Origin of the sequence: Pseudomonas sp. MYb193, from assembly GCF_002966775.1 — a bacterium.
GTDB classification, from domain to species: domain Bacteria; phylum Pseudomonadota; class Gammaproteobacteria; order Pseudomonadales; family Pseudomonadaceae; genus Aquipseudomonas; species Aquipseudomonas paracarnis.
On record NZ_CP023269.1, the window covers coordinates 939,655 to 962,855 of the forward strand.

At 60.8% G+C, this 23,201-nt stretch carries 15 protein-coding genes and 1 pseudogene; 13 read left to right on the forward strand and 3 right to left on the reverse strand.

Going from position 1 to position 23,201, the window contains the following annotated elements; all coding sequences use genetic code 11:
- The first annotated feature begins 7 nt into the window (after positions 1 to 7).
- The 6 genes from CLM72_RS04375 (at position 8) to CLM72_RS04400 (ending at position 9,810) form a co-directional block, all read left to right on the forward strand.
- Positions 8 to 469, forward strand: a complete 462-nt coding sequence (locus CLM72_RS04375; protein WP_158688678.1) for a hypothetical protein — start codon at positions 8 to 10, stop codon at positions 467 to 469.
- Positions 469 to 2,505: a hypothetical protein gene (locus CLM72_RS29025; RefSeq protein WP_177430926.1), complete on the forward strand. Its 2,037-nt coding sequence runs from the start codon at positions 469 to 471 to the stop codon at positions 2,503 to 2,505. The genes CLM72_RS04375 and CLM72_RS29025 overlap by 1 nt, the downstream gene beginning before the upstream one ends.
- The gene (locus CLM72_RS04385) at positions 2,502 to 4,430 is read left to right on the forward strand and encodes a hypothetical protein (RefSeq protein ID WP_105225743.1); all 1,929 of its coding nucleotides are present in this window, start codon (positions 2,502 to 2,504) and stop codon (positions 4,428 to 4,430) included. Before CLM72_RS29025 ends, CLM72_RS04385 begins: the two co-directional genes overlap by 4 nt.
- Entirely contained in the window at positions 4,430 to 6,982 is a 2,553-nt protein-coding gene (locus CLM72_RS04390) for a hypothetical protein (RefSeq protein ID WP_105225744.1), read from the forward strand. Before CLM72_RS04385 ends, CLM72_RS04390 begins: the two co-directional genes overlap by 1 nt.
- Positions 6,983 to 7,052: 70 nt before the next feature.
- Positions 7,053 to 9,137 (forward strand): hypothetical protein, encoded by a 2,085-nt coding sequence (locus tag CLM72_RS04395; RefSeq protein WP_105225745.1) that lies wholly within the window; start codon positions 7,053 to 7,055, stop codon positions 9,135 to 9,137.
- A gap of 367 nt (positions 9,138 to 9,504) precedes the next feature.
- The gene (locus CLM72_RS04400; RefSeq protein WP_034126255.1) at positions 9,505 to 9,810 is read left to right on the forward strand and encodes a DUF6388 family protein; all 306 of its coding nucleotides are present in this window, start codon (positions 9,505 to 9,507) and stop codon (positions 9,808 to 9,810) included.
- A 169-nt stretch (positions 9,811 to 9,979) separates the two neighbouring features.
- Here the strand turns inward: CLM72_RS04400 and nadC are convergent, their stop codons facing one another.
- Positions 9,980 to 10,828, reverse strand: coding sequence for a carboxylating nicotinate-nucleotide diphosphorylase (gene nadC / locus CLM72_RS04405; protein ID WP_034126256.1), 849 nt, complete (start codon positions 10,826 to 10,828; stop codon positions 9,980 to 9,982).
- 245 nt (positions 10,829 to 11,073) lie between these two features.
- On the opposite strand from nadC, the gene CLM72_RS04410 reads away from it, so the two are divergent.
- The 5 genes and pseudogenes from CLM72_RS04410 (at position 11,074) to CLM72_RS04430 (ending at position 17,414) form a co-directional block, all read left to right on the forward strand.
- Complete coding sequence (locus CLM72_RS04410) at positions 11,074 to 13,203, forward strand: DUF1631 domain-containing protein (RefSeq protein ID WP_105225746.1); 2,130 nt, start codon at positions 11,074 to 11,076, stop codon at positions 13,201 to 13,203.
- 79 nt (positions 13,204 to 13,282) lie between these two features.
- Positions 13,283 to 13,846, forward strand: coding sequence for a 1,6-anhydro-N-acetylmuramyl-L-alanine amidase AmpD (gene ampD / locus CLM72_RS04415; protein WP_054896894.1), 564 nt, complete (start codon positions 13,283 to 13,285; stop codon positions 13,844 to 13,846).
- Positions 13,843 to 14,679, forward strand: a complete 837-nt coding sequence (gene ampE / locus CLM72_RS04420; protein ID WP_105225747.1) for a regulatory signaling modulator protein AmpE — start codon at positions 13,843 to 13,845, stop codon at positions 14,677 to 14,679. Before ampD ends, ampE begins: the two co-directional genes overlap by 4 nt.
- Positions 14,680 to 16,287: 1,608 nt before the next feature.
- A pseudogene (locus tag CLM72_RS29510) lies at positions 16,288 to 16,860 on the forward strand (methyl-accepting chemotaxis protein); the annotation flags it as partial.
- 125 nt (positions 16,861 to 16,985) lie between these two features.
- Positions 16,986 to 17,414, forward strand: coding sequence for a hypothetical protein (locus tag CLM72_RS04430; protein WP_054896896.1), 429 nt, complete (start codon positions 16,986 to 16,988; stop codon positions 17,412 to 17,414).
- Here CLM72_RS04430 and CLM72_RS04435 read toward each other — a convergent pair.
- Together CLM72_RS04435 and cra are read right to left on the reverse strand one after the other, a co-directional pair.
- Positions 17,361 to 18,137 carry a TatD family hydrolase gene (locus tag CLM72_RS04435; RefSeq protein WP_105225749.1) on the reverse strand — a complete coding sequence of 259 codons (777 nt, stop codon included), beginning with the start codon at positions 18,135 to 18,137 and terminating at the stop codon, positions 17,361 to 17,363. The two genes, CLM72_RS04430 and CLM72_RS04435, sit on opposite strands and share 54 nt — an antisense overlap.
- A gap of 2 nt (positions 18,138 to 18,139) precedes the next feature.
- Complete coding sequence (gene cra / locus CLM72_RS04440; protein WP_098949587.1) at positions 18,140 to 19,135, reverse strand: catabolite repressor/activator; 996 nt, start codon at positions 19,133 to 19,135, stop codon at positions 18,140 to 18,142.
- 284 nt (positions 19,136 to 19,419) lie between these two features.
- Here cra and ptsP point away from each other — a divergent pair, with 284 nt between their 5' ends.
- Together ptsP and pfkB are read left to right on the forward strand one after the other, a co-directional pair.
- Positions 19,420 to 22,278 (forward strand): phosphoenolpyruvate--protein phosphotransferase, encoded by a 2,859-nt coding sequence (gene ptsP, locus CLM72_RS04445; RefSeq protein ID WP_105225750.1) that lies wholly within the window; start codon positions 19,420 to 19,422, stop codon positions 22,276 to 22,278.
- Positions 22,279 to 23,199: a 1-phosphofructokinase gene (gene pfkB / locus CLM72_RS04450; protein WP_105225751.1), complete on the forward strand. Its 921-nt coding sequence runs from the start codon at positions 22,279 to 22,281 to the stop codon at positions 23,197 to 23,199.
- Positions 23,200 to 23,201: the final 2 nt, after the last annotated feature.

Genomic DNA, 23,201 nt, shown 5'->3' on the forward strand with positions numbered 1-23,201 from the left:
GTGCTGGATGGCATTGATACCCGTCGCCATTGGATTGGCCGGCAGCATGATGCAGGCCCAGGGCCAGAAGCAAAACGCACAGTTCCAGTCTGGAATGATGGAGCAGAACGCCGCGTTCAAGCGACAAACTGCTGACGAAACGATCAACGCCGGCAACACCTCGGCGGATTGGCAGCGCGTGCGCACCGGCCAGGCAGTCGGCACCCAGCGAAGCGTGCAGGCCGCCAACGGGATCGACGTGAACAGCGGCAGTTCTGCACAGATGCAGGACGACACCGCCATGCTCGGCGAGCTGGACGCCCTGACGATCCAGAACAACGCCGCCCGCGAAGCATACGGCTACCGCGTGCAGGCCAAGCAAGACTTGCTCAACGCCAACCAGACCGTGCAAAACGGTAAGACCGCCGCCATGGGCTCAATCCTCGGCGGCATCGGTGGTGCATTCGGTTCATTCGCGGGGGCTCGCTAATGCCACGGGTACCGACATACGACACGGCGCAGGTCCAGCAGCAGCCAACCCGGCCCATTCAGTTGCAGGGCGTGGCCCCTGATACCACCTCGATTGCCCAGGGATTGCAGTCGGTTGGTCGCGGCGCGCAGATGCTCATGGACAAAGAGCGTGAGAAGGCCGACACCGCACTGCTGATGGATGCTGATAATCAGCTCACCAAGTGGCAGCAGCAGACCATGTACGGCGAGAACGGCGCCTACACACGCAAAGGCCAGAATGCGCTGGATGTTACCAACCAGACCCTGGACCAGTTCGAAAAGGCCCAGGCAGAGATTGCCAAAACCCTGACCAACGATCAGCAGAAGGCCAGGTATGCGCAGATCGTGAACAGCCGGCGCAACTCCCTGTCCAATGACCTGAACCGCTACGAGTACGGCGAGCGCCAGAACTATTACGGGCAGGTCGAAAAGGCTCAGCTCGAAACATCCATGCAGGGCGCAGCGCTGGAATATCAGGATCCGACCAAGGTTGCGCAGTACCGGCAGAAGGTGGACGCGGTTTTGTCCAGTCGCGCCGAACGGCTGGGCCTTTCGCCTGAAGCGGCCCAGGCCGAGAAGCTGAAATACAACAGCTCGCTTGTCTCCGACGTGCTGCAGCGCCAGGCAACCGACAACCCTTATGAGGCGCAAAAGAGCCTAAAGCAGTTCGAGGGGTCCATGACTGCCGATGACCTGGTGCGGGTTGGCGGCATGATTGAGGGCAAGGTTGACCGGTTGCAGCAAAAAGCCGAGATGGCCCAGTTGCGTAATGAGGCCAAGGCCGAACGGACGCTGGGGAAGATCAACGCCCAGATATCCAGCGGTATTCCGGCCACCGACGAAATGTGGAAGCAGTGGGGGAGCCAGGTCCGTGGCACGCCTGCCCAGACCGAGTTCAATGAATTGATCAAGCAGGAGGTGGACACGCAAAAAATCCTCCGACTCCCCATTGACCAGCAAATAGCTGCGATCAACTCCAAAACCGCCAAACTCCAAAATGACGGTGGCACCATTGCGGATGCCGCGAACCTGAACCGGCTGTCCCGCGCTGTCGATGCCTCGGCGAAGATGATGAGCGAGTCACCAGTCGATTATTTCCAACAGCGCCTGGGCGGTGATATCACCCCGATAGACCTGAATTCGCCTGATCTTGGGGCAGTGCTAACTGATCGAGTATCGGCCATTCAGGGAATGCAGCAGAAGTTCGGATCGACCGTGGCAATGAAGCCTCTCCTGCCGCAAGAGGCCAAGCAGATCAGCGCCCAGCTCGCGGAGATGACGCCGGAACAGCAGAGCCAACTGTTTGCAACGCTGCACAGCGCCATGGGCGATGACAAAGCCTACTCCGGCGCAATGCAGCAGATCGCCCCTGACTCACCGATACGCGCACTTACCGGCCTACTGGCTGGCAAGCAGCGCTCCATGATCACAAACACCAATTGGTTCAGGCCCGACGACGTTGTCACAAGCGGGGATGTGGCCAAGACCATGGCCCTGGGTGAGTCCATCCTAAACAAATCAAAGACGGAAAAAGGGGCGGACGGAAAAGGCGCATCTTTTCCACTGCCAAAACAGGCGGATTTTCAGCTGGAACTTAACAAGCAACTGGGCAACGTTTTCGCCGGTCAGCCACAGTCTTATCAGCTTGCGGCCCAGGCTGTGAAGTCCTACTACACCGGTGCAGCTGCTGAAAAAGGGAACGTCTCCGGAGAAGTTGACCGCAGCCTGCTGCGTCAGGCGATCAAGGCATCAGTGGGGGAGGTTGTCGACTTCAATGGCGGTGAAACCCTGGCGCCGTGGGGAATGCCCGGTCACACCTTCCGCGACATGGCCGCCGAGCGGTTGGTAGGTACTATGAAAGCGCAGGGTATGAGCGAGGCGGATATTGCCACCGCTGATGCCCTGACACTGCGTCAGTACAAGGACGGCATCTACTACGTCATGCAGGGTCAGCAGTTCAAGTACGGCACAGACGGTAAGCCGTTAATGGTCAACGTCAATGAGGACGCACAATGAGCCTTATCGGCGATCTGGCATTCAGCGACCAGCGCACGCTTGAGCAGGATTCGCTGGCCAACCCTGCTACCACTCTTCCGGAACCCGGATTTTGGGATGGATCAGGAACTGCGCTGTTCAGCGGTATCGGCCAGGGCCTTGCTCAGTTGACGTTGCAGGCGGCCCAGTACGGCAACGACCCTACGCAGATGATTTCGCTCAACATTGAAAGCGACGAGGACAACCTTGCCCGCCGAGAACACATTGGCGATATGCGAAACGAGCTGACAGAGCGGATGCGGCCCGATGCGGCTACCAGCGGCACGGCGGCCCAGGTTCTGTTTGGCCTTGGCGATGCCGGTTCCCGATTTGCCTTTGGCCTTGCCTCGGGCGGTATGCCCGTTGGCGCACTGACTGCTGGCTCATCGATGGGCGAACAGCGATTTACCGAGCTGAAAGGCCAGGGTGTTGATACCAAAACGGCCGCGATTGCTGGTGCGATAGAGGGCGGCGTGATCGGCGTCGGTGCCTTCCTGCCCGCCGCCCGCCTGTTCAGCGCTCCAACGGTCGATCTTGCCGCAACTGCCGGCGCCAACGTGGGCCTGGGTATTGCTGCCCGTGGCGGTGTTGGGGCAGTGCTGGAGAAGAATGGGTATACGCAGCAGGCCCAGCAATACAAAGCGTTGGATGCGACCGGACTGGCCGTTGACGGTTTACTGGGTGGTCTATTTTGGGGCGCTGGCCGGGCGATGACCCGCGGCGTCTCGGCGGGAGAGGCTGACGCAGCCTTGACCGCGAACAACGGGCTCCACCATCAGCACGGCACCGCCCCCGGTGCGCCGGTCGATGCACGATCAAGCATCGCGCACCAGGCTGCGCTGGACCAAGCCATCGCCCAGCTTGGTCGCGGTGAGCCCGTCAACCTTGGCGGCATTGCGGATGATGCGATGTTTATCAAAACCGACCAGATCGGACCGCGTCGAGAGGTGATACGCCAGCAGGCCGAGCAAGAGGTGTTCGCAGCCGCCCGCGCCGAACTTGAGCCCGTCGCTGCGACCGGCCTGCCGAATGTGCGGGATCTGCGCACCGAACTGGGCACCCTGCAAAAAACTGTTGATGGTCTAGATGGCACTTATCGCGAATCGGCTAAGTCTTTCCAGCGCCAGGGCATGAGCCGCAAGCAGGCAGAACGCGCAGCACGGGACGGCATTGCAGTACAGCGACAAGCCGCACAAGGCCGCATCGGCGAGATAAACCAAGCGCTTGATGGCAACCGCGCAGCCGCCCGGGCCGGTGCTGACCTTGCTGCTATGGATCGTGGCCAGGTGCCGGACCGTTTCGCGAGCAAGGTCAACGAGCGCGCCGAGCAGATCGGCAGCGCATTTAAGCGTACAGCCCTGGCCAGCAGTGTTTCCCCCGACCATGGCGCGACACTGATGCGCGCTGCCGGCAAAGAAATGGAGCGACTGTTACGGGAAGGTGGGCACATCGTTGACGACATCAAGGTAAACCCATCCCGCAACATTGATGCAGGTGCACCTTCTGCGACTGCCCGATCCGATAGCGAAGCTCCAAGGGATCCTGATTCAACTGCGCCACCGGATCTTTCCGTTCAACCAGAGGGCGCGCGCGTAGATACCGAGCAACAAGGCCAGCCAACACAAGAAGCGCCAGCACCAAGTCCAGAGCAGATTCGGGAGCCTTCATCGGCTGCCGCTGATCCCCTTGCCGATATCGATACCGCCTTGCCGGCGCTCATTGACTCCATTGTTTCTGGCGAGCGTGACGTACAGGTACCGACCGGAGCATTCAATGAAGACGGTTCAGCGGTCACCGTGTCCGCCCGTGAAATGCTGGCTGAGGCAGATGGCAACATCGCCCGCGCCGAAAACGACTCGAAAGGGTTTCTTGCTGCCGCCTTGTGCGCGCTGAGGTTTGGTAACTGATGAAACAGCAATGTATCCAGGCGGTTCAACAGGCCATCGGCCGCACGCTCAACCAGCCAGAAATAAAAGATATCCAGGCCCGCATATCACGGAACATGCGCCAGCTTGCCCAGACCGATCCCGCGTGGCAGTCGTTAACTGCGGCTGATCGTCTGACCCAGGCGGCGCAAAGTGCGGCCAAGGAACTGCGCGCCGAGGCGGCAAAGAGCAAGCAGCGCGTGGGGCTGACCATCCTGGCGCATGACCGCGTAGCCAACTACATGAAGCAATTCCCCGATGACCCGTTGCTGGCGCTTGATCGCATGCTGGCGTTTTCTTCAGATGGCCCCGGCATATTCTCGATTGAATCGGCAACGAACGGAATTCGCGCCGAAGCCATGGGAAGCATGCTTGATGCTATCGACTTCACCAGGGGCAAGATGCTGGGTCTATTCGCCGACGCGGAAAAGGCCCGTTCACTTGTGCAGGAATTACACGGGGAGAACAGCGGAGTTCCAGAGGCGAAGGTGGCCGCCAAGCAGTTCCATGATGTGGTTGAACGACTTCGTCAGCGGTTTAACCGTGCTGGTGGTGATGTTGGCCGGCTCGATGACTGGGCGATCCCGCGCAGCCATAGCCAGTTGAAGGTAGCCCGCAATAAGGACGCCTGGATTAACGATCACGTGGCCTGGGCCAATCGTTCCAAGTATCTCAACGAAGACGGCAGCCGCATGACCGACGTTGAATTGAACGAGTTCTTCGGTCATGCCTGGGAGACAGTATCTACCGGCGGCGTCAACAAGATCACACCAGGGACGATAACCGGTGGCGGAGCGCGCGCAAACCGTGGCAGCGAATCACGCCAGATCCACTACCGCGACTCTGATGCTTACATGGCCGCCCAAGAAAAGTATGGTGATCGTGGGTTGATGGATCTCATGTTCGGACACATCGACCGTGCAGCTCGAGATATTGCCTTGGTCGAAACGCTGGGGCCCAACCCGAACAACGCCATGCGCTTCCATACTGAAACTGCCTATAAACAGGCGGTTTCAGCCAAACCCGAAAAAATGAAATCCCTGGGCAAGCAGATTCGCCGCCTGGAGAACTTGTATACCGAGGTGGCCGGCACTCGCGAACCGCCAGCATCGGCGCGCCTGGCCAACACCTTCGACACCTACCGAGCGACCAACGTTGCCGGAAAGCTGGGCTCCGCCGTGATCACCGGCCTGAGCGACCAAGGCACCATTGCCATTACTTCCAAGATCAACGGCATGCCGGTGATGAAGGTGTTCGCCAACGAAGCGCGGATGCTGAACCCGGCCGATGCCAGTCATCGCCGTATAGCCATGCGCGCAGGCTTGGGTGTCGATCAGCTGATTGGCAGTCTGAGCCGATGGGGCACCGAAGGTCTTGGCGTTGAGGGCGAGGTCGCCGGCCGGGCCGCGAAGTATTCGCAGACGGCGGCGACCAAAGTCCTGCAGTTGTCCGGCATGAACGCGATTGACGGCGGCAACCGCCGCGCATTCGGCGCCGTGATGATGGATGTGACTGGCGATCTTACCCGTCGCTTTGATTCGCTGGCCGCCCTTGAGGTCGGTGACCGAAGGATCATGCAGTCGCGTGGCATCACCGATCAGGATTGGTCGGTATGGCGACTGGCCCAACCGGAAGATTGGCGCGGCGCCGGCGACCAAGTGCTTACCGCCGGCAGCATCTACCGCATTGCTGACGCCGACCTGGCGCCGCTGGTTGGCAAGCTTGGCGTGTCTGCCAGCAGACTTAGGGAGCAGGCAGCCACCAAGCTGCTAGGCGTCGTCCTCGATGAGACGAGCATGGCAATACCCGCGCCGGGAGCCCGCGAGCGCGCCTTTATGCACGGCAACAACAAGCGCGGGGAGTGGAGTGGGGAGCTGATGCGCAATTTCTGGCAGTTCAAGTCCTTCTCCGTATCAATGATTTCCAAGCACTTCAAGCGCGCACTGGCACAGGAAACAGGGTGGGGGAAGGCCGGATACACCGCCGCACTGTTCGCCACCACCACCGTCCTGGGCGCCATGGCGCTGCAACTTAACGAGATTGCGAGCGGACGAGACCCCAAGAACATGGCGGACGACGAATTGGGCGGGATACCGGGGCTTCGTTTTGGCATGGCAGCCATGCTCAAAGGTGGCGCGTTGTCGCTATACGGTGACTTTCTGTTCTCCAACACCACGCAGGGCGGCACGTCCGCGCTGGCGGCTTTCGGCGGGCCGTTCGCTGGTGACGTGGAAACGCTGCTCAACCTGCGCGGGATGACCGCCAACGCCGTGCTTGATGATAAGGACCCCTCAAGCATTGGGGCGCGCCTGCTACAGCTGGGCAAAGGGCATATTCCTGGCGCTAACCTTTGGTACACCAAGGCAGCCACCGATCACATGATTTTCCACCAGATGCAGGAGTACTTCTCGCCTGGCTACCTGAGCAGGATGGAGCGGCGCGCCCAGAAAGATTTCGGGCAAAGCTTCTGGTGGGAGCCTGGGGAGATGTCCCCGTCCAGGCCACCAGACCTCGGAGCCGCCGCCGGCAAATAACTCTTACCACCCCCATCGAATCCCGCCACTGAGCGGGATTTTTTTCGTCCATAGAAAAGGAGTCACAGCCGTGACTGTCAGCACAATTTCAAGCGTTGCGGAGTTTGTTACCAACGGGGTTACGACCAATTACCCGTTCTATTTCAAGTTCCTGGCCAATGAGGACTTGGCTGTTACGTACATTAATCCGGACGGTGTCAGTGCGCTGCTGATCCTTGGAACGCATTACACGGTGAATGGTGCCGGTGATGATGACGGGGGGAGCATCGTTACGAACACGGCATTGGCTGGCCCTGGCCAATTGGTCGTGTCGCGTGAAATGGACCCTTTCCAGCAAACCAGCCTGCGCAACCATGGCAAGTTCCTGGCCGAGACCCATGAGGATGTTTTTGATCGGCTGACGATGCTGATTCAGCAGGGTTTCTCAATCTTTAAGCGCGCTTTGACCAGGCCGTTTGGGCGAGATTATTTCTTCGCTGAAAATCGCCGAATTACCAGCGTTAAAGATCCAGAAGACATTCAGGATGCAGCCACCAGAGGCTGGACCGCCCGTTTCTTTGCTGATCTCATTGACCAAGTAACCGGCATCATTAACACCACCACCGGGATTTTTTACGATAGCGGAACACTGTTTGATTATCTGAGGTTCGGTAATAGCAGGACAGTGGACAACATCGCAGCCCTGCGCCTACTCAGCGCCAGCAGAAACCAGCGCGTTATTGTCCTGGGCTATTACGCTCGCGGTGATTACACGCCGGTTCACTATTCTGTCGATCCTCTGGACATCACCACCGCCGATGATGGGTTCGCTACCATCGTTGGCTTGGACGGTGCCCGATGGAAGTTGGCGTTTGCTGGTTACATTGATGTGCGCTGGGCTGGCGCCGTTCCCGATGATACGACCGACTCTTACCTCGCAATCCAAAAGTGCATCACTTATGCGGGCGCCAAGGGCATCAGTCGTGTTTGTGTTTACGGCAAGTACGTCATCACCGACACGCTGGTGGTGGACTTTGCCAGCTACTTTAAAGGCATCCTCATTGAGGGCGGCAGTGCGCTAATTGATCAGATCCGGCAGATCGGCAACAACAAGGATGCGTTTTGGTGGTCCACAACCCAATACCTGCGCAACAGCACGATCAGGAACTTGGGTATTTACTGCATGGCCAACGCTGGCCACGGGGTAAACATCAAGCTGGGGTGCGCACTTAACCGCTTCATCGACGTGAACGTCACCGTTCTTAACCCGACCAAATCCACATACACCGGTATCTGGTCGGGTATCGGCCTGGGCCAGCCCCAGGGTGTGTTCGACACGACGTGGGAAGGTGGCGACCTGTACATCACGAACGCCCACACCGCGTTCGGCATCGACTTTGTAACGAACGGCACCACCTTCAATGAAAACAACTTCCGCCGCATGCGCTGGAATAACGGCAACGTCCGGCAGTTTGCCAGGTTCTCCAACGTTGATACGGGCTCATATCTTGAAGGCAACACGATTGATGGCATCAACTTTGAAATTTGCAGCGGCGGCGGGGTATTTGTCACCAACGCAAAAGGCTGGAAGATCAGTACGCTTTCGTTTTGGGATCATGGCGGCTCGTACAATGACCACCTGGTGCACTTCGGCGTCAACAGCGGGTTGGAGTCTGTCAATAACGTCGTTGAGCTGGTGAAGCGAAACGGCGACGCCATGGCGGCGGGGAAGCGCGACATCTACATCGAGGGCGCCCAGGATACGACGCTGATCAACTGCTACACAGATCCGGCCAATGGCGCGTCGTACGACTTCAACAACAAGCGCGTCAGCATTATCGGGCCGCAGCTGTCCGGAGCGACCAACACCGTCTACACGTCCTACGTGAATTCGAACCACAGTGTTACTGCGAGCGCTTCGTTTAACGGAACCACGGCCGTGGCCAGCGCCGCTTACAACATCGGTAGCATTGTGCGGAGTGCGGCCGGCCTGTATCGAGTTACGTTCACCGGGGCGCGGACCAACACCAATTACCAAGTGCACATGATGTTGTCGAGCGAGGTGCTGACCATTGGCCAGGTGTCGAAGACGCTGAACTACTTCGACATCAAGGTCTCGTTGCCGGGCGGTGCCAACCAGGACATGGTTAACATTGACTTCAAGGTGTTTGGGTAATTTGTAAATCCGGCTCGACAGGGATGTCGAACGGTCGGCGTAACGCCGGGTGGAACTCTTTGGACATAGTGCCTATTATCGTTTGGCGACTTGGACGCGAAAGGGTCCAGCGCAGCCGTAAAAGTACACTGATTAGTACATCGGCTGAGGTGGTTGCCACAGATGGTCAGCAAATGCTGGTTAAAACCCGTGAAATGCGATTCCTGTCTCGGGCACCACAGGCACCACTGTTTCAACGGCAATGTTTTCAGATGATCCCAGAATGGTTCTGAAGGCCAGGTGAGCCGGGCATTTGCCCCCGCTCTTTTGTATCTGCGCAACCTTGAAGACCCAGATGCATTCCCATTCCTCGATCTAAGAGAACAACATGACCACGACTGAGATGACCCAGGAAGCACGGCACGAACAAGCGCTCAAGCACTACCTTGAAGCGACGCCGCAGCTTAAAGAAGAGATCAAGGACCTGAGTGCCGACGATCAGCGCGACCAGATTCAGTGGGCATTCGAAGATGAGGCCGAGAGTCAGGGCTACCAGCCTTGGGAGCTGACCCTCAAGTACACCTCGACGCCCGAAGAGTTCGAAGCCGCGCGGTTGGCCTTGCACAAAGAGGCGGCCGAGGTGCTGGGTGTCGATTGGGACGAGTACTGCGAGATGAATAATCTGGTGGTCTAAGCACGGCGGGCTTGTTGTGGCGAGGGAGCTTGCTCCCGCTGGGCTGCGAAGCAGCCCCAAATTGGGTGATCGAAATACATCAGGTGTACGTCGATGAACGGTTTGGGAGCGCTGCGCACTCCAGCGGGAGCAAGCTCCCTCGCCACAATCGCCCGGCCTGCATGGTTTCCTAGATGCTCAGGCGCATCGACAGATCCACCGCCTTCACATCCTTGGTCATCGCGCCGATGGAGATGTAGTCCACGCCAGTTTCAGCGATAGGCAGCAAGGTGGTTTCATTGATCCCGCCGCTGGCTTCCAGCTTGGCCTTGCCTGCGTTCAGGCGCACGGCTTCGCGCATGTCTTCCAGGCTCAGTTCATCCAGCATGATGATGTCGGCACCCGCCGCCAGGGCCTCGCGTAATTCCTCCAGGCTTTCCACTTCGATTTCCACCGGCTTGCCCGGGGCAATCTTGTGGGCGGCGGTGATCGCTTGGGCAATACCACCGCAGGCGGCGATGTGGTTTTCCTTGATCAGGAACGCGTCATACAGCCCGATACGGTGGTTGTGGCAACCGCCGCAGGTCACCGCATATTTCTGCGCTAAACGCAGGCCGGGCAATGTCTTGCGGGTGTCCAGCAGCTTGACCTGGGTGCTGGCGACAAAGTCCGCCAAAAATTGCGCACGGGTGGCAACCCCTGACAGCAATTGCAGAAAATTCAACGCGCTACGTTCACCACTGAGCAGCGAGCGGGCCGGGCCCTCAAGGTGGAACAACGCCTGGTTGGGGCTCACTCGTTCACCATCAGCCACCTGCCAATGCACAGCAACCCGTGGGTCCAGTTGACGAAACACCGCATCCACCCACGCCGTGCCGGCGATAACAGCCGCCTCACGGGTAATGATCGTGGCCTTGGCCAGCCGTTCGGCCGGGATCAACTGCGCGGTGATGTCGCCACTGCCGATGTCTTCCAGCAGTGCGCGGCGCACGTTGGCTTCGATTTCGGCGGTGAGGTCGGCAAGACGGAGGTTCGGCATAACAGGCTCCACAAACAAAGTGCCTCGATTATAGGGCCAGCGTGCGTTCTAACCCAGGCTCGCCACTCATTTACCGCACAAAGTCAGAGTGTGCTGGCGCAACTGCCCTCGTTTGCAAGATAATCTCGCGCCTTGCAATTGGCGTCATAGCTTTGACGTCCTGGTGGTGATCGGGTGTTTGCAGTGCCTGCCGGGCCTGCGCTCCGTCTCTCCACCGCTCAAAACCGCCGTTTCAGGAGGCCAGGATGCACAATGACGGGAAGGTGGTGCCTATCAACAGGGCACAGGCCACGCCATCGCCGCTCGCGCGCCTGCCGGTGGTGTTGCTGCAGGTGCGTGACAAGGTTGCGCAACAGCTGCAGCAAGGCTTGCAGGAACTGTTCGATAACGCCGACGACACCCTGTTCGAAATGGCCGAAAAGGCCCGTAGCACCGTTGACCATCATATTTTTTTCGAGGCCATGCGCGACCTGCGCCTCAAGCGCAAGAACTTCGAGCGCGTGTTCATGGAGCAGCTGTTTGTGGCGTTCGCCAACCTGGGCCAGGCCCGGTGCAGCGGTGCACACCTGGTGCCGGTGGTGTCTTATGAGGCGGCACCCGGCACCAGCGCGGATGATGTGGAAAAAGCCGTGGCTCTGGAGGCGATGCTCGGTCGGGTGCGGCATCGTGATGGCTTGGCCCTGGGGCAGTTGAACGCACGCTTGAGTGAACTGCTCGGCAGGCGCCTGGAGGACCCTGAAAACCCCTTGGGCCCTGCGCGGCTTTGTGAGTTTTTCCTGCAAGCAGGGCGCAGCCTGGGGGTGGAGATTCGCGTGAAGCTGGTCATGCTCAAGCTGTTTGAGAAATACGTGCTCAGTGATGCCGACCTGTTGTATGGCGAGGCCAACCAATTGCTGATCGCCACCGGCGTATTGCCGCAACTCAAGACGGTCCCGTCCCGTCGAGCTGGCGGGCGCGAGGCCCGGGAGCACCAGCATTACACCCGCCAAGCGGTGGCCGACCCGCCGCTGGATAAAAGCGGCCAGCAAGCGTTCAGTGCCTTGCAAAAGTTACTGGTAGCCGTGCGTGGCAGCGTGGCCCCGACCCTTGAAGCCAGTGCCGAGCCGCAGCCGATTGCCACCCGCGATCTGCTACGGCTGTTGTCGCATTTGCAGCAATATGTCCCGGAGCCCGGTGGCGAGGACGATTTCGACCTGCGCAACCAGCTGGAACAGTTGCTGACCCGGGGCAGCGTCAAAAGCGGCAAGTCGAGGGTATTAGAAGAGGCAGACGAAGATGTGATCAATCTGGTCGCCATGCTGTTCGAGTTCATGTTCGATGACAGCAGTGTGCCGGACGTTTTCAAAGCGCTGATCGCTCGCTTGCAGATCCCGCTGCTGAAAGTGGCGGTGCTGGACAAGAGCCTGTTCAGTTGCGCGGAGCATCCGGCGCGGCGCTTGCTCAATGACATCGCGAGTGCCGTCATCGGCTGGAGCCCGCCCCATGACCCCCCACGGGACAACCTCTATCTGTGTATCGAGCAACTCGTACAGCGTGTGCTGAATGAGTTCGTCGAAGACCCGGCGATTTTCTCCCAGTTGCTCACCACGTTCAGCGCATTCATAGCCCAAGAGCGCAAGCGCAGCGAGCGACTTGAGCGACATACCCGTGACGCCGAGCAAGAGCGCCTGCAGGTCGAGGTGGCGCGCCAGTCTGTGGCGCACGTGCTCAATCGGCGGCTCATGGGCAAAACCTTGCCGCAATCGGTGCTGCAATTTGTGCAGCAGGCCTGGAGCCAGGTGCTGTTAGTGGCCGTTCTCAAGCACGGTGAACAATCGCTGCAGTGGCAGGCGGCACTGCGCACCCTGGACGAATTGATCTGGAGCGTCGGCCTGCGTGAAGACACCGAAGCGGGCCGGCGTTTGCTCGAGCAATTACCCGGGCTGCTCAAGGCCTTGCGTGGCGGGTTGGCCGGTGCGGCCTTCGATCCTTTCAGTACCCGTGAGTTCTTCCTGCGGTTGCAGGCCATGCATGTTCAGCCGCTCGACGGCGAGGTGCGGGTTGAAGTCCGTGAGCCTTTTATCCTGGGGGCTGGCCCGCCAGGTGCCGACGAAATACTGCCCCATGATGACCCCGGCCTGCTCAAGGCCCAGCAGTTGCGAGCCGGTGCCTGGGTAGCGCTGCAGCAAAATGAAGCCGGTACCCTGCGCTGCAAATTGATCGCCATCATGCCGCCCGCCGATACCTATGTTTTTGTCAGCCGCGCCGGCCTCAAGGTGCTGGAGAAAAGCGCGGGCCAGTTAGCGCTGGCGTTCAAGCAGGGCGTCCTGCACGCCTTGGATGATGGCCCGCTGTTCGAGCGTGCGCTGGCAGCGGTGGTGGGCAACCTGCGGTAACTCAATCGCGGCAAGTGATCGCAACCGTAGGGTGGAACGCGGCATACTGGTCACACCTCTTCTCATTCAAGGAGCCTGTATGCAGTTGGACCCCGCCAGCGGTTGGTGCCAGGGCATTCGTCATTGCCCTTCGCCCAACTTCAACGAGCGCCCTGAAGGCGAAATCTCGCTGTTGGTGGTGCATAACATCAGTTTGCCCCCGGCGCAGTTCAACACCGGCAAGGTGCAGGAATTTTTCCAGAACCGCCTGGATATCTCAGAGCATCCCTATTTTGAAGGGATCGCGAGCCTACGAGTGTCTGCGCATTTTCTGATTGAACGTGACGGCACTGTGACGCAATTTGTTTCGTGCCGCGACCGTGCCTGGCATGCCGGTATTTCCGTCTTTGAAGGGCGCGAGGTCTGCAACGACTTTTCTCTGGGAATCGAGCTGGAAGGCACGGATGACCTACCGTTTACCAATGCCCAGTATGCGGCGCTGATCGACCTGACACGCCAACTGCTGGCCGCATACCCAGATATCACCCGCCAACGTATTTGTGGTCACAGCGACATCGCTCCGGGGCGCAAGACCGACCCGGGCCCCGCTTTTGATTGGGCGCGCTTTCGCAGCGCCCTGCAGGATGGAGGACACGAACGATGAGTTTCCTGGTGTTGGTGCTGGCCGTGTGGATCGAGAAGTTCTCGGCCTTGCGCCTGCGGTTGCAGCGCGACGGTGGATGGCTGCGTGAGCTGGCCAAGCTGGAATCGAGCCCGCGCATGGGCAAGCGCCCCTGGTTGATCCTGCTGGTATTGGTGCTGCTGCCGGTGGCATTGCTGGCGTTGTTGTTGCTGGTCCTGGAGCCGGTGGCCTATGGCCTGTTGGCATTGCCGGTGCACTTGCTGGTGGTGATCTACAGCCTGGGCCGTGGCGATCTATTGGCGGGGCTGGGGCCGTTTCGCGACGCCTGGCGGCGCGGTGACCTGCAAGCGGCCGAGCATGTGGCCGAACGTGACCTCAAACTTGGCGCCGACAGTGGCGAGCAATTGCTGGAGCGCGTCCAGGGCTACCTGCTGTGGCAGGCGTATCAAAGCTTTTTCGCGGTGATTTTCTGGTATTTCCTGCTGGGCCCGGTGGCCGCCCTGGCCTACCGCCTGTTGGCGCTGGCCAGCGAAAACAGCCAGAACCCGTTGGTGGCCGAGCGCGCCACGCAATTGCGCCACGCGTTTGACTGGTTGCCGGTACGCCTGCTGGCGGCCAGCTTTGCCTTGGTGGGTAATTTCGTCGGGGTCAGCCGTGTGATGCTCCACGAACTGTTGAGCTGGGACATCAGCGCGGCACAGTTGGTGGAAAAAGTCGGCCTGGCCGCCGCGGAAATTCCTGCGCCAGTGGTGGGGGCCGATGGCATCAACAGCCTGGATCGCCTGTGGGAACTGCTGCTGCGTGCGGCGGTGCTGTGGTATGCCGGGTTTGCCATCTGGACGGTGTTGCCCTGAGTGATAGCGGCGGGGGTATCCATCGCTCCCGCCGTTAACCTTACGTTACAAAACTCCCTTTCGAATTGAGCTATACAGATAGAGCGCCAAATAGTGGCTATCTGCCGCCGCCCTGCGCCTCAATAAAAATAAAAGAAGGGGAGGTCACCTGTGAAGAGCTTGCTCTATCCCGCCGTCGCGCTGATGAACCGCCTGAGCTTCGGCATGAAGTTCAGCCTGATCAGCGTGCTGTTCCTGCTGCCGATGCTGGCGACCAACTATTACCTGGTGCGCGACTCCTGGCGTGAATACCAGGGCACCCGGGTCGAACTGCAGAGTCTCGACCTGCTCGGCAGCAGCCTGGCGTTGCGCCGCGACCTTGAAACCCTCAACAACCAGGTCCAGATCAATGCCACCCTTGGCCAGTCCGGCAAAGCAGCAGACCTGGAGACCAGGATCAGCGCCTTGGAAGCCAGTGTGGTGGAGCGCTTGCAGGACCTGCGCGCCATTGCGACCCAGCCCGAGCAAGTTGCCGTCTTCGACAGTAAGCGCGACGAGTTGATCGCCGCGTTCAAGGCCCAGCAGCAGGAAACCTCGTTGCTCAACAAAACGGCGTTGATCGGCAAGTTACTCAACCAGGCCCAGATGTTCAGCCAGATTATTGCCAGCCAAGCCGGCTTGAGCCGTGATCCGCAAAGTGACCTGCGCCAGCTCAGCGACCTGGTCACCACAGTCACCCCTCAAGTCACCCAGGCCTTGGGCGAAGGCCGTGCGATGGGCGCGTACTCCCTGGGGCAGGGCTTTATCAATTCATCCTCCAGCACCCGTTTTGACGAACTGCTGCAGCAGCTGGAAAAACTCCACGGGGAATATGGCTTGAAGCTGCAGGACGCGTTGGGCGCCAGCCAGGCCGCGCATGCAGCCCTCGACGTTTCGGCGCAAGCCAGCCGGGCCAGCCTCAAGCAAGGCAGTGAGTTTTTTGAAGAGCAGGTGGTGATGGCCGAGACCCTCGATACGTCTTGGCAGGGTTTTTATGACGGCGTCAGCCAGTTGATGGCCAAGACCTATCAGTTGGATGACGCCACCCTGGCGTTCCTCGGGCAGCAGTTGCAGCAACGCCTGGCGCAAAACCGCCTGCATATGGTGTTGCTGGTCACGGCCCTGGCGGCGGTGTTTGCGCTGATTTTCTATCTCTATGCCGGTTTCTTTGTCTCCACCCGCACCACCTTGCGTCGCCTGGGGGCGATGATGGACAAAGTGGCGGCAGGTGACATGACGGTCACCTTCGTTGCTCAAAGCCGCGACGAGCTGGGCGACTTGGGCCAGGTGTTCAATGGCACCGTGGCCAAGATTCATGACCTGATCGAACGTGTTGGGCATACGGTCAGCCAGGTGGAGTTGCAGGCTGGCCAGGTGCAGGCGGTGTCGGCACAGAGTAACCAGGCGGTGTCCGGCCAGCGCAGCCAGATCGAACAAGTGGCGACCGCCATGAACCAGATGTCCGCCACTGCCCAAGAGGTGGCGCGCAGCGCGGCGGCGGCGGTCAGTAGTGCCCAGAGCGTCAATGATGAAACGGTCACCGGGCGTGCGCTGGTGCAATCCCAGCAAGGCGGCATCGCCCGCCTGGCGGCGGAGATCGACGAATCGGTGCGGGTGATCAACCAACTGGCTGCCGACAGCCAGTCCATCAGCAGCGTCCTGGAAGTGATCAAGAGCATTGCCGAGCAGACCAACCTGCTGGCGCTCAACGCGGCCATCGAAGCCGCGCGCGCCGGTGACCAAGGGCGTGGTTTTGCGGTGGTGGCCGACGAGGTGCGCACCCTGGCTCGGCGCACCCAGCACTCCACCGAGGAAATCGAGCAGATGATCAGCCGCTTGCACAGCGGCGTGGGCGCGGCGGTGAAGGCCATGGGCAGCAGCCATGAAATGGCGAATGGCACGGTGGGGCAGTCGGAAAAAGTCCAGCAAGCCCTGGAAAATATCCTGGGGGCAGTTGGGATGATCGTCGATCAGAACCAGCAAATCGCCGCCGCCGTGGAGCAGCAAACGGCGGTCGCCCACGACATCGACCAGAACATTGTCGAAATCAACCGTGCTGGCGAGCATGCAGCGCAAGGCGCCCAGCACACGGAAGCGGCCAGTCGACAACTGGCAACCCAGGTGGTTGAGTTGAAGCAATTGATTGGTGCGTTTCGGGTGTAGGGAGGTTCTGAAGGGCGGAGCCACGGGCCCTGTGGCCCATGTCTTGATTTACCGATGCGTGTTTTATCGGGGCGTGAATAGGTGAAAATTTATTTCATCCGTCACGGGCACGAGGGGACAAAACGATGGCCGCCGCAATCGGTATCAGGGGGCATTGCGCCCAGTGCAACATGACGTTTGAACTCAAGCCTTGGCAACTGAACGCCATCGCCATCGATGTGCCTTTTGACTGTATGTATTGCCACTGCGGGTTGCAGTTGGGCTGCGTCAAGCAGTTGCGCCAGTTCAGGGCCCTGGACCAATGGGCGCTGGTGCGGCCGAGCATGATCATGCTGACGTGCGCGACCTTGCTGGTGGCCTTGGTCGCCGAGTGGCTGGGGCTGCTCAGTGTCATCGCGCAGTTCAACATTTCACTGGTCGCGGTGTTGATCCATCTGCTGGTGGTGCGCTACGCCCGTCATCGCCAGACAATGACCTTGAACTTGCAGGCCATCAGTGCGCTACCAGTTGAACAGCTCGCACGCATTGCGTGTGCTCGCCTCAGCCAGCAATAGAGGGCTGATACCCATGCGCTCGGCCAGGGCCGTGCAGATGTCTGGCAGGTGCTGCGGGCTATTGCGCTGGTTGGGGTACATGGCCGGGGCCATATCCGGCGAGTCGGTTTCCAGCACCACGGCGTCGAGGGGCAATTGGGCCAGTACCCGGTGCATGCGCAGGGCCTGGGGCCAGGTGGCAGCGCCACCCAGGCCCAGTTTGAACCCGAGCTTGATGTACTCGCGTGCCTCTTCAACGCTGCCGGCGAACGCATGGATGATGCCGCCTCTGGGCAGGCGGATACGCTTTAGGGTGGCAATTACCGCGGCGTGGCTGCGGCGAACGTGGAGCAAGGCCGGCAGCTGGAAATCCACCGCGAGTTTCAGTTGGGCTTCAAATAGCGGTTGCTGGCGCTCGTGGTCCAACTGTTCAAGAAAGTAATCCAGGCCAATTTCGCCCACGGCGCACAGTTGCCGGTGGCCATGCAGGCGCGTCAACCAGTCGCCCAGCTCCAGCAGGTCGGCGGGGCGATGCTCATCGAGATACACCGGGTGCAAGCCGAAGGCGGCGAACAAGCCTTCGTCCTGTTGCACCAAGTCCCACAGCCGCTGCCAATTTTTCTGGTACACCCCCAGCACCACCAGGCGCCGCACGCCGAGTTCACGGCTGTGGGCGAGGACGTGCGAGCGATCCTGGTCGAAGTCCTCGAAGTCCAGGTGCGTGTGGGTGTCGATCAGCTCCACGCTCAGGCCTCGTGGATACGCTGCTTGAAGGTCCGGCCAATCGCATGCACGCCGGGTTGGTACTGTTCTTCTTCAATGGCGGCCAGGGCCAGGCGCAGGGCGGTCTCGGCAATCAACTGATGTTGCTGGGCCATGGCGTTGACCGGCAGCGGGAGGAAATCCAGCAACTGGGTATCGCCGAAGGTGCCCAGGCGCAGGGGGCGTGACTTGAGAGGGAAGTCATGCAGCGCATCAAACACGCCTTGCAGCAGTACGTAGGAGGTGGTTACCAGCGCGTCCGGCAGATGCCCCAGGCGTTGCAGCAGTTGCTCCATCAGCTCTCGGCCGCAGTCACGACTGAAGGCTTCGCCCTGTTCGATGATCACTTCGCCCGTAAAGCCTTGCAGCGCATCGCGGAAGCCGGCGGTACGCGCCTGGCTGATGCTCAGCTCGGGCCGTGCGCCGATCAGCGCGATCTGCTTGGGCAACGGTTGCAGCAGGCTGCTGGTGAGTTGCTGGCAGGCCTGGTGGTCGTCGCTGACCACGGAGCAGAACTGGTTCGGCTCCATCTCCCGGTCGATGGCAATCACCGGCAGCCCCTTGGCCTGCAGCTCGCGATAGCTGTCATCGCTGGCCGGCAGGCAACTGGCGACGAACAACGCATCGCAACGCCGCGCCCGGAACAGTTGCAGCAGTTGGCGCTCGCTGTCCGCTTCGTCATCGGAGCTGGCGATCAGTAACTGATAGCCCCGCGCCCGTGCACCTTGTTCCAGCAGTTTGGCGATGCGTGCGTAGCTGGGGTTTTCCAGGTCTGGCAGGATGAACCCCAAGGTCCGCGTATGCCGGCTGCGCAGCCCCGCGGCTTGAGGGTTGGGGGTAAAGCCATGGGCTTGGACCACGGCACGCACACGCTCAACGGTGGCGTTGCTGATGCGCTGCTGTTCGGCCTTGCCATTGATGACATAGCTGGCGGTGGTAACGGACACACCGGCCAGACGTGCGATATCACTGAGTTTCAAACCGGGATTTCCTTGTTTTTTGGCGCTCGCCCCGACATTTTGTCCAATCGTAACCGATTCCAGCATTCGACCAATGTCCCACAGCAAGCGCCGAGTGGCCCTTCAAGCTTGCGTAATTAACGCGTAATCTGCCATAAATTCTAGATTAAACGTTTCAGCAAGCGTATTTTTACGATGTTCGCTACTGAGTGACCACTGCCAATTGACCGCTCAGTCAGTTAATTTTGAACATATTTACCTACAACAATACCTAGTGCGCCCGTCGCACTAACTAGGAGAACGGCATGCTTGAGCTCACTGTAGAGCAGATATCCATGGGCCAGGTGGCTGTGGATAAATCTGCTGCCTTGCACCTGCTCGCTGACAAATTAGTGGCCGATGGCCTGGTTGCCGAAGGTTATCTCAGTGGCTTGCAAGCCCGTGAAGCCCAAGGTTCGACCTTTCTCGGCCAAGGCATTGCTATCCCCCATGGCACGCCAGAAACCCGCGACCAAGTGTTTTCCACCGGTGTGCGCCTGCTGCAGTTCCCCGAAGGAGTGGACTGGGGCGATGGCCAGATCGTCTACCTGGCGATTGGCATCGCGGCTAAGTCCGATGAACACCTGCGCCTGTTGCAACTGCTCACCCGTGCCCTCGGTGAAACTGACCTGGGCCAGGCGTTGCGCCGTGCCGGCAGTGCCGAAGCGCTGTTGAAACTGTTGCAAGGCGCGCCCCAGGAACTGGCGCTGGATGCGCAGATGATCAGCCTGGGCGTGTCGGCCGATGATTTTGAAGAGTTGGTGTGGCGCGGTGCGCGCCTGCTGCGCCAGGCCGACTGCGTGAGCAATGGCTTTGCCGCCGTATTGCAGCAAGTCGACGCGCTGCCCCTGGGCGATGGCCTGTGGTGGTTGCACAGCGAGCAGACGGTCAAGCGTCCGGGCCTGGCCTTTGTGACGCCGGACAAACCTATGCGTTACCTCGGCCAGCCCTTGCACGGCCTGTTCTGCCTGGCGAGCCTCGGTGAAGCGCACCAGGCCCTGCTTGAACGCCTGTGTGCCTTGCTGATTGAAGGGCGCGGCCAGGAGTTGGGACGCGCCACCAGCAGCCGCGCGGTGCTGGAAGTGCTGGGCGGTGAACTGCCGCCGGACTGGCCCAGCGCCCGTATTACCCTGGCCAACGCCCACGGCCTGCACGCGCGCCCGGCCAAGATCCTGGCGCAATTGGCGAAAAGTTTTGACGGCGATATCCGCGTACGCATCGTCGATGGCGCGGTGGGCGCCGTGTCGGTCAAAAGTCTGAGCAAGTTGCTCAGCCTCGGCGCACGTCGTGGCCAGGTGCTGGAGTTTGTGGCCGAGCCGACGGTGGCCGACGATGCACTGCCCGCCCTCTTGGCCGCCGTGCAAGAGGGCCTTGGCGAAGAGGTCGAGCCCTTGCCCACGGTGAGCGTAAAGCCCGCACAGGTCGATATCGAACCGGTGCTCAGCGCGCCACTGAGCGGTAGCCAACTCCAGGCCATTGCCGCCGCGCCGGGTATCGCTATCGGCCCGGCCCATATCCAGGTGCCGCAGGTGTTCGATTACCCGCTACGGGGTGAATCCGCCGCCGCCGAACGCCAGCGTCTGCACACGGCCTTGAGCGAGGTGCGCACGGATATCCAGGGCTTGATCGAGCGTAGCCAGGCCAAGGCCATCCGCGAGATTTTCATCACTCACCAGGAAATGCTCGACGACCCGGAACTGACCGACGAAGTCGACACCCGCCTCAAGCAGGGCGAAAGCGCCGAAGCCGCCTGGATGAGTGTGATCGAAGCCGCCGCCAAGCAACAGGAAGCCTTGCAGGATGCCTTGCTGGCCGAGCGTGCTGCCGACTTGCGTGACATCGGCCGCCGCGTGCTGGCCCAGTTGTGCGGCGTCCAGAGCGTGCAGGAACCGAGCGAGCCCTACATTCTGGTGATGGAAGAGGTCGGCCCTTCGGACGTGGCGCGCCTGGACCCGGCCCGCGTTGCCGGCATTCTCACCGCCCGGGGCGGCGCCACCGCTCACAGCGCCATTGTCGCCCGCGCCCTGGGCATTCCGGCCTTGGTCGGCGCTGGCGCTGCGGTGTTATTGCTCAACGCCGGCACGCCACTGTTGCTCGATGGCCAGCGTGGTCGCCTGCATGTGGACCCCGACGCCGCCGCCCTGCAACGGGCCACCGTGGAGCGCGACAGCCGCGAACAGCGCTTGCAAGCCGCATCGGCCCAGCGCCATGAAGCGGCGCTGACCCGTGACGGCCACGCCGTGGAAGTGTTCGCCAACATTGGCGAAAGCGCCGGGGTGGCCAGCGCAGTGGAGCAGGGCGCCGAAGGCATTGGCCTGCTGCGCACCGAACTGATTTTCATGGCCCACCCCCAGGCGCCAGACGAGGCCACCCAGGAGGCCGAATACCGGCGCGTACTCGACGGCCTCGATGGTCGCCCGTTGGTGGTGCGCACCCTGGATGTGGGCGGCGATAAACCTTTGCCCTATTGGCCGATCGCCGAAGAGGAAAACCCCTTCCTGGGTGTGCGCGGCATTCGCCTGACGTTGCAACGCCCGCAGATCATGGAAGCGCAACTGCGCGCATTGCTGCGTGCAGCGGACAACCGCCCGCTGCGCATCATGTTCCCCATGGTCGGCAGCGTGGATGAGTGGCGCGCCGCCCGGGACATGACCGAGCGCCTGCGCCTGGAGATCCCAGTGGCAGACCTGCAACTGGGGATCATGATCGAAGTGCCCTCAGCCGCGCTGCTGGCGCCGGTCCTCGCCAAGGAAGTCGACTTTTTCAGCGTCGGCACCAACGACCTGACCCAATACACCCTGGCCATCGACCGCGGCCACCCGACCCTGTCGGCCCAGGCCGATGGCTTGCACCCGGCAGTCCTGCAACTGATCGACATCACCGTGCGCGCCGCCCATGCCCACGGCAAATGGGTAGGTGTGTGCGGCGAGTTGGCGGCGGACCCGCTGGCGGTGCCGGTGCTGGTCGGCCTGGGTGTGGATGAGTTGAGCGTGTCGGCCCGCAGCATTCCTGAAGTGAAGGCGCGGGTGCGTGAATTCAGTCTGAGCGAGGCCCAGGGCCTGGCGCAACAAGCACTGGCGGTGGGTTCGCCCGCCGAAGTGCGTGCCCTAGTGGAGGCCGTGTAGATGGCGAATATTCTGACCCTGACGCTGAACCCGGCGTTGGACCTCACGGTACGCCTGGCGCACCTGCAACCCGGTGAGGTCAATCGCAGTGAAGCGATGCTCACCCACGCGGCCGGCAAGGGCGTGAATGTGGCGCAAGTGCTGGCCGACCTGGGCCATTACGTCAGCGTGGGCGGGTTCCTCGGCAGCGCCAACCCCCAGTCTTTCAACGCGCTGATCAAGCGCCGTGGGTTTGGCGATGCCTTCATCCGGGTTCCCGGCGAGACCCGTAGCAACATCAAGATTGCCGAACAGGATGGGCGTGTCACCGACATCAATGCACCGGGGCCGCTGGTGACTGAAGAGGCGCTAAAAGCGCTGCTCAAGATGGTCGCGATGATTGGCCCGGAGTTCGATGCGGTCGTGGTGGCCGGTAGCTTGCCGCGCGGCGTCAGCCCGCAGTGGTTTAAAGGTTTGCTGGAGGCGTTGAAGGACCTCGGTTTGAAAGTCGCCCTGGACACCAGCGGCGAGGCGCTGCGCCTGGGGTTGGAGGTTGGCCCGTGGCTGGTCAAACCCAATACCGAAGAGTTGGCCGAAGCCTTGGGTAACGCCACCGATGCCATCAGCCGCCTGCATCAGCAAGGCGTCGAACATGTGGTGGTCTCCGACGGGGCCGCAGGCGTGACCTGGTACCGCCCGGGTGCGGCGCTGCACGCCACGCCGCCCAAGGTGGCAGTGGCCAGTACCGTGGGGGCCGGGGACTCGCTGCTGGCCGGGATGCTCCACGGTTTGCTCAGTGGCGACACGCCGGAGCACACCCTGCGCCGGGCCACGGCGATTGCCGCGATGGCGGTGACACAGATCGGTTTTGGCATCAGCGATGACGCCCAGTTGGCGCATCTCGAAAGCGGCGTTGATGTGCGCACGCTGACAGAACAATAAGA

Bases quoted from the DNA above. Each gene is read 5' to 3' on its own strand.
- CLM72_RS04375 (WP_158688678.1), top strand. From the start codon at position 8: ATGGCATTGATACCCGTCGCCATTGGATTGGCCGGCAGCATGATGCAG.
- CLM72_RS04390 (WP_105225744.1), top strand. From the start codon at position 4,430: ATGAAACAGCAATGTATCCAGGCGGTTCAACAGGCCATCGGCCGCACG.
- CLM72_RS04385 (WP_105225743.1), top strand. From the start codon at position 2,502: ATGAGCCTTATCGGCGATCTGGCATTCAGCGACCAGCGCACGCTTGAG.
- CLM72_RS04400 (WP_034126255.1), top strand. From the start codon at position 9,505: ATGACCACGACTGAGATGACCCAGGAAGCACGGCACGAACAAGCGCTC.
- ampE (WP_105225747.1), top strand. From the start codon at position 13,843: ATGAGTTTCCTGGTGTTGGTGCTGGCCGTGTGGATCGAGAAGTTCTCG.
- nadC (WP_034126256.1), bottom strand. From the start codon at position 10,828: ATGCCGAACCTCCGTCTTGCCGACCTCACCGCCGAAATCGAAGCCAAC.
- CLM72_RS29025 (WP_177430926.1), top strand. From the start codon at position 469: ATGCCACGGGTACCGACATACGACACGGCGCAGGTCCAGCAGCAGCCA.
- ptsP (WP_105225750.1), top strand. From the start codon at position 19,420: ATGCTTGAGCTCACTGTAGAGCAGATATCCATGGGCCAGGTGGCTGTG.
- ampD (WP_054896894.1), top strand. From the start codon at position 13,283: ATGCAGTTGGACCCCGCCAGCGGTTGGTGCCAGGGCATTCGTCATTGC.
- CLM72_RS04410 (WP_105225746.1), top strand. From the start codon at position 11,074: ATGCACAATGACGGGAAGGTGGTGCCTATCAACAGGGCACAGGCCACG.
- pfkB (WP_105225751.1), top strand. From the start codon at position 22,279: ATGGCGAATATTCTGACCCTGACGCTGAACCCGGCGTTGGACCTCACG.
- CLM72_RS04430 (WP_054896896.1), top strand. From the start codon at position 16,986: ATGGCCGCCGCAATCGGTATCAGGGGGCATTGCGCCCAGTGCAACATG.